This is a genomic window from Edaphobacter sp. (assembly GCF_035532915.1).
In the GTDB taxonomy this organism is placed as follows: Bacteria; Acidobacteriota; Terriglobia; order Terriglobales; family Acidobacteriaceae; genus Edaphobacter.
Genome location: NZ_DATKQC010000146.1, coordinates 1 through 6,321, shown reverse-complemented (window position 1 = coordinate 6,321; position 6,321 = coordinate 1). Strand labels below are relative to the sequence as shown.

General features: G+C 57.0%; 7 protein-coding genes. 6 read left to right on the top strand and 1 reads right to left on the bottom strand.

Annotated features, from left to right (window positions below; genetic code table 11):
- The 6 genes from shc to VMU57_RS07180 form a co-directional block, all read left to right on the top strand.
- On the top strand, window positions 1-1,277 hold a 1,277-nt coding region (gene shc / locus VMU57_RS07205; protein ID WP_325381956.1), incomplete at its 5' end, for a squalene--hopene cyclase.
- Window positions 1,278-1,310: 33 nt separating this feature from the next.
- The gene (gene hpnH / locus VMU57_RS07200; RefSeq protein ID WP_325381955.1) at window positions 1,311-2,450 is read left to right on the top strand and encodes an adenosyl-hopene transferase HpnH; all 1,140 of its coding nucleotides are present in this window, start codon (window positions 1,311-1,313) and stop codon (window positions 2,448-2,450) included.
- A gap of 5 nt (window positions 2,451-2,455) precedes the next feature.
- A complete protein-coding gene (locus VMU57_RS07195) occupies window positions 2,456-2,902 on the top strand; it encodes a hypothetical protein (RefSeq protein WP_325381954.1) in 447 nt (148 codons plus the stop codon).
- 59 nt (window positions 2,903-2,961) lie between these two features.
- Entirely contained in the window at window positions 2,962-3,969 is a 1,008-nt protein-coding gene (gene hpnA / locus VMU57_RS07190; protein WP_325381953.1) for a hopanoid-associated sugar epimerase, read from the top strand.
- Window positions 3,966-4,646 carry a phosphorylase gene (locus tag VMU57_RS07185; RefSeq protein ID WP_325381952.1) on the top strand — a complete coding sequence of 227 codons (681 nt, stop codon included), beginning with the start codon at window positions 3,966-3,968 and terminating at the stop codon, window positions 4,644-4,646. The genes hpnA and VMU57_RS07185 overlap by 4 nt, the downstream gene beginning before the upstream one ends.
- Window positions 4,647-4,697: 51 nt before the next feature.
- Window positions 4,698-5,750: a zinc-dependent dehydrogenase gene (locus VMU57_RS07180; protein WP_325381957.1), complete on the top strand. Its 1,053-nt coding sequence runs from the start codon at window positions 4,698-4,700 to the stop codon at window positions 5,748-5,750.
- Between the two features lie 53 nt (window positions 5,751-5,803).
- Here the strand turns inward: VMU57_RS07180 and VMU57_RS07175 are convergent.
- On the bottom strand, window positions 5,804-6,321 hold a 518-nt coding region (locus tag VMU57_RS07175), incomplete at its 5' end, for an alpha-L-fucosidase (protein ID WP_325381951.1).

The following is a 6,321-nucleotide window of genomic DNA, read 5'->3' as shown; positions in this document are numbered from 1 at the left end:
ATTGGTTCGAGCGGGTTCATATTCGGCCGCTGCGGAAGGTTGCGATCAAGAAGGCCGAGAAGTGGATGCTGGAACGGTTTGAGAAGTCAGACGGGCTGGGCGCGATTTATCCGGCGATGCTGAACTCTATTGTTGCGCTGCGCTGCCTGGACTACTCCGTCGATGACCCGCAGATGATTCGGGCGATGGATGAGTTTGAGAAGCTGGGTATCGACTGCCCCGAAGGAACGCCCGATTATGCTCCCCCAACCTTTCGCATGCAGCCATGCTTCCCTCCGGTTTGGGATACGGCGCAGGCGATGTATGCGTTGGGTGAGGCTGGTATCGCCAAAGACGATCCGCGCATGTTGAAGGCTGCGGACTGGATTCTCTCCAAGGAAGTTCGCCAGAAGGGTGACTGGGCGGAGAAGGTTAAAAATGTCGAGCCGGGTGGATGGTACTTCGAGTTTAACAATGAGTTCTATCCGGACATCGACGACACGGGGCAGGTTCTGCTGGCATTGAACTTCGTCGACAATCCTCGCGAACGTTACCAGCACGAGGTTTGTCAGCGCGCGTTGAACTGGATTTGGGCGATGCAGTGCAAGAACGGCGGCTGGGCGGCTTTTGATAAGGACAACACCAAGAGCATCTTTCAGTACGTTCCTTTTGCCGACCACAATGCCATGCTCGACCCGCCGACGGTCGACATCACGGGCCGGATGCTGGAGATGCTGGCGCAGTATGGCTTCACGCGGAAAGATCCGCGGGTCGAGAAGGCTGTGCAGTTCATCCTGAAGGAACAGGAATCGGACGGAAGCTGGTTTGGGCGCTGGGGCGTCAACTACCTTTACGGCACGTTCCTGGTGCTGCGCGGGCTGGAAGCGATGGGCTTCTGGAACCATGAGACCGCGATTCAGCAGGCTGCCGAATGGATTCGCATGGTGCAGAACGCCGACGGCGGCTGGGGTGAGACGTGCGGCACTTACGACGATCCTAACCAGCGCGGCATCGGCCCGAGCACACCGTCACAGACGGCATGGGCGCTGCTTGGCCTGTTGGCTGCCGGAGACACTCGCTCGGATTCAGTGGCAAAGGGGATTCGCTGGCTGGTCGATAAGCAGCACGAGGACGGAAGTTGGAGCGAGCTTATGCCGGGACGCAACGGTGAAAGCTATTACACCGGAACCGGCTTTCCGCGCGTTTTTTATCTTGGATATCACCTGTATAAGCAGTATTTTCCGCTGTTGGCGCTGACAACGTATCACCGTGCCATGGAAAGTGCAGCGGCGAAGTAGCAGCACGCAAAAGATTCATCGGAGGAAAGACTGATGGCCGTACCAGTTTCGCAGGCATGGACAGTTGCAAGTTACGTTTTGAAGCAGAAGCTGACCGGGCGCAAGCGTTATCCGCTCGTGCTGATGCTGGAGCCCTTGTTCCGCTGCAATCTCGCATGCGCAGGTTGCGGAAAGATCCAGTATCCTGCCCACATTCTGAAGCAGGACCTTTCGCCGGAGGAGTGCTTCAGAGCGGTTGAAGAGTGCGGCGCGCCAATGGTGTCGATCCCGGGCGGCGAGCCGTTGCTGCATCCGCAGATGCCGGAGATTGTTGCCGGGCTTGTGGCGCGGAAGAAATATGTTTACATGTGCACGAACGCGCTTCTGCTCAAGGAGAAGCTGCATCTCTTCAAACCGAGCAAGTATCTCTCCTTCTCTGTCCACGTAGACGGTCAGCGCGAACATCATGACTTCTCAGTCTGTCGCGAAGGTGGTTACGATATCGCCTTGGGTGGAATACGCGCCGCGGTGGCAGCGGGCTTCCGCGTGACGACGAACACCACTCTTTTTGATGGCGCGGATCCGAACAGCGTGCGTGCGCACTTTGACGAGATGATGGCTGCGGGCGTGGAGAGCATGATGGTTTCGCCAGGCTATACCTACGACAAAGCTCCGGACCAGAACCACTTCCTGGGTAAGGCGAAGTCGCGCAGGATGTTCCGGGCGATTCTCTCCAACCGCAATAAGAGCTGGGAGTTCAATACCCATCCGCTGTTCTCGGAGTATTTGATGGGCAAGCAGAACTTCGAGTGCACGCCCTGGGGTATGCCGACGTTCTCCATCTTTGGCTGGCAGAAGCCTTGCTACCTGCTGCAGGACGGCTATGCGGACACCTTCAAGGAGTTGATGGAGAGCACGCAGTGGGAGAACTATGGCGCCAAGAGCGGCAATCCGCGATGCGCGAACTGCATGGTGCATTCCGGACACGAAGCCTCCGCGGTGGATTACAACTTTGGCTCGCTCAAAGGATTTCTGGTAACGGCCAAGAAGTACATGTTCCCATCGCTCTATCCGGATGCAGATGCGCAGAAGCTGCTGAACGAATGGAGGCCCGAGCATGGCGGCCCGCTGGTCCAGATTCAGGCTCCTTCGACCACGACCGATGACCAACTACAGACGGTTTCAGGAGACTAGGCCCCATGGCGACAGAGCAACAGGAACACCTGAAGATTGAGCAATTGCGGCACCAGAGCGCGGACGAACTGGAACACATCGAAGGCCGTGAGCGGGAGAATCTTGAAGGCTGGATTCCTGCGCTGGCTACCGATACAGAGGTTCGCGACGCGCTTGAAAAGGCATTCGACTATCGCGGCGACGTCACCATCACACGCAAAGACGGCACGAAAGTTGAAGGGTATCTCTTTGATCGTCGCTCCGGTTCTTCTTTGTCCGATTCCTCTGTGCGTGTCATTCCGTCGGCTGCGCGCGAGAAGGTGAGCATCGCCTACGCCGATATCGCAGCGCTTGCGTTCTCGGGACGCGATACTGCCGCGGGTAAGACCTTCGAGGCCTGGGTCAAGAAGTACTGGGAGAAGAAGGCGGCCGGCGAAAAGAACATCCAGATCGAGCCTGAGAAGCTGGACTGATCTGCTTTCACTTAAAACACTGCGTCGTTCCTGAGAAAGAATAGGGAAGAGAACAAAACGTGCGCGTATTTATTACTGGGGCGACAGGCTTCGTGGGTGGCCATGTGGCGCGAGCGTATGCATCGGGGGGAGCAAGCCTTCGTCTGCTAACGCGGCAGACCAGCCGCCTCGATTCGCTCGCGGGGATCGACGCAGAGACGGTTGTTGGAGATTTGCGCGAGCCGGAGAAGCTGCGCTCGGCTCTTATGGGCTGCGATGCTCTGGTGCATGTTGCGGCGGACTACCGCCTGTGGGTTCGTGACCCAGCGCAGATGTATGCGGCTAACGTTGATGGCACACGCGAGCTGCTCAGAATCGCGCGAGAGGTTGGCGTTCCGCGTGTCGTTTACACCTCCAGCGTGGCTACGATGGGCTTCAAGAGCGACGGCTCCATTGTGAATGAAGAGACGCCCGTCTCGCTTGCGGACATGATTGGCCCCTATAAACGCTCGAAGTTTCTCGGCGAGCAGGAGGCTATTCAAGCCGCGCAGTCCGGCCAACATGTCATGATTCTGAATCCCACCACGCCGATAGGACCCGGCGATGCCAAGCCTACGCCGACGGGAAGAATCGTTGTGGACTTCCTCAACAAAAAGTTTCCGGCTTATGTCGACACCGGTCTCAATCTGGTAGACGTTGACGAGGTGGCAAGAATGCACGTTGTCGCGCTGCAGAAGGGAACGCCTGGTGAGCGATATATTCTCGGGGGCGAAAACCTGACGCTCAAGCAGATTCTTGATCGCATGTCCTCGATCACTGGTCTGCCTTCGCCTACGATGAAGGTGCCGCATGCCGTGGCCATGGCGTTTGCCTTCTTCGAAGAGAATTTTACCGGCAGGCTTCGCGGTAAAGAGCCGCGTGCGACGGTAGAGGCAGTGCGCATGGGGCAGAAGATCATGTTTGCTTCCTCTGCCAAGGCAGAGCGCGAGCTGGGCTTCAAGATTATTCCCGTCTATCACGCTCTCCGCACTGCAATTGATTGGTTCATCGCGCATGGCTACGCGCCTGCACTCGACAAGCAGCTATGAGAGAGTGCCCTGCCATCATCGCCGCCTTGCCGCGAGAGGTAAAGGCGCTTGTTCGCGGATGGCGGGAGCACCGGCTGCCTGGCAAAATTACCGCGTATACGAATGACTTTGCTGTCGTTGCCTGTGCAGGTATGGGAGCGGAGCGCGCGACGCTCGCCGTACAGGCTGCTCTCTCATTAAAACCGGTTACCTCTGTTCTCTCAGTTGGGCTCGCAGGTGCATGCGATCCTGATCTTCATGTAGGTGATATCGTTCGTGCCGGGGTTGTCATCGATGCCCGCACCGGCGAACGTTATTCCCATTCGCTCTTCAAGCAAATATTGATTACCACTTCGGCGATTGCAGGCAGTAAAGAGAAGCAGCGTCTCTATGCCTCCTACCAAGCCAGCGCTGTCGATATGGAAGCTGCGACTGTGGCCCGGCTTGCAGAGGCGCACCATCTCTCTTTCCGTGCCATTAAATCTATCTCCGACGAGGCCACGTTCGAGATGCTGGAGCTCGCGCAGTTTGCGACCGCGGACGGACAGTTCCGAGAGACGGCATTCGCCGCGCATTCTGCTCTTCGTCCGCAACTTTGGCCAAAACTCTTCGCGCTTGCGGGCAACAGCAAACGTGCCGTGCAGGCACTTACTACCGAACTTGAGTCGCAGCTAAACTGGTATCGCCAGCAAGGATAAGGAAATCCGTTGACATTACAGCAAAATGAAACAGAGGCCGTTACGGCTACCATGCGCGCCGCCGTCTATCGCGGTATCAACGACGTTCGCGTTGAGACTGTTCCCGTGCCGGAGATCGGCCCCGGCGAAGTGTTGGTGAAGATTCATACCTGCGGAATCTGCGGTACCGACCTTAAGAAGATCCATAGCGGCTCTCACGATGCGCCACGCATCTTTGGCCACGAGATGTCCGGCACAATTGTCCGCATCGGTGAAGGCGTTATCAACTTTGCATTAGGCGACCGCGTTATGGCTTATCACCATATTCCCTGCGGTGAGTGCTACTACTGCCGCAAGCAGACCTTTGCGCAGTGCGAGGTCTATAAGAAGGTTGGCTGTACTGCCGGCTTCGCTCCCTCGGGTGGCGGCTTTGCCGAGTATATTCGCGTGATGGACTGGATCGTGCGCCGCGGATTGGTGAAGGTGCCCGACGATATTCCCTTCGAGCAAGCTGCCTTTCTTGAGCCGGTCAATACCTGCTACAAGGCTATTCGTCTGCTTAATCTGCAGCCTGACGAGACGGTGTTGGTGATTGGACAGGGTTCTATTGGCATTTTGCTGGCTGCGCTTGCCCGTCAAACCGGGGCGACCGTTTTAACCAGCGATCTTTATCCTGAACGTCACGCTGTCGCTGCGAAGTTCGGGCTGCATCATCCGCTCGATGCTCGTGGAGATGTAGTCGCCGCCACAAAGGCAGCCACGGAAGGACGCGGCGCGGATGTGGCGTTGCTGGCCGTGGGGGGTAACAGTCTTATCAAGGTGGCGATGGATGCGATTCGTCCGGGTGGACGTGTCCAGCTCTTTGCGCAGACGCAGCATGGCGAGGCACCCTTCGATCCAGCCGCGGTCTGCATGGACGAGAAGACATTGATGGGATCGTATAGTGCTTCGGTCGCGATTCAGGATGATGTCACGCGCATGGTCTTCGATGGCTATCGCAATGGCTTTGACTTGACGCAGTTGATCTCGCACCGTTTCTCACTTGAGGACGCTATCGCTGCAATCGACCTGGCATCGCATCCACAGGCTGATTCGCTAAAGATCGTCATCCAGCCCGGGCGATAAGTTTTTGAGAGGCCGAAGGAAGCAAGAGATACAACATTAAGGCATGGAAGCGGTCAAAGCGTTCTTAGCGCGATAACGCTGACATTCTTGTCGGGAGCCTCTTGTGGCAGCGAGATCTGCACGCCGTTCTCCGTCTGCTGGAAGGTCAGTGGCTGATTGTTGGCCAGGAGACGTGCCGATAAAATCTTTGGCTTGACAGTGTTTAATTGCAGCGCTGAGGTGGGCCAATCCAGGAGGTGTATGTAGAGATTGTTCCCCTTCGCAGTGGTGCGGTACGCTTGTTCTCCCTGGATGGGACCGTAGGTTGTGCCATAGATGGCGTCGCCATTGATGGTGATCCAGTCGCCGATAGATCGCAGACGCTCCTGAAACTCGGGCTGAATCATTCCATCAGGCTGAGGGCCTACATTGAGAAGGAAGGTGCCTCCGCGGCTTGCAACCTCGACCAGACCTCGAATCAGGTCGCGTGAAGATTTATAGTCGTGGTCGTTGGCGTTGTAGGCCCATGTATTGTTGATGGTCATGCAGGTCTCCCAGAGCTGAAAGTCTGCGGCGGAAGGTACGCCTGGAT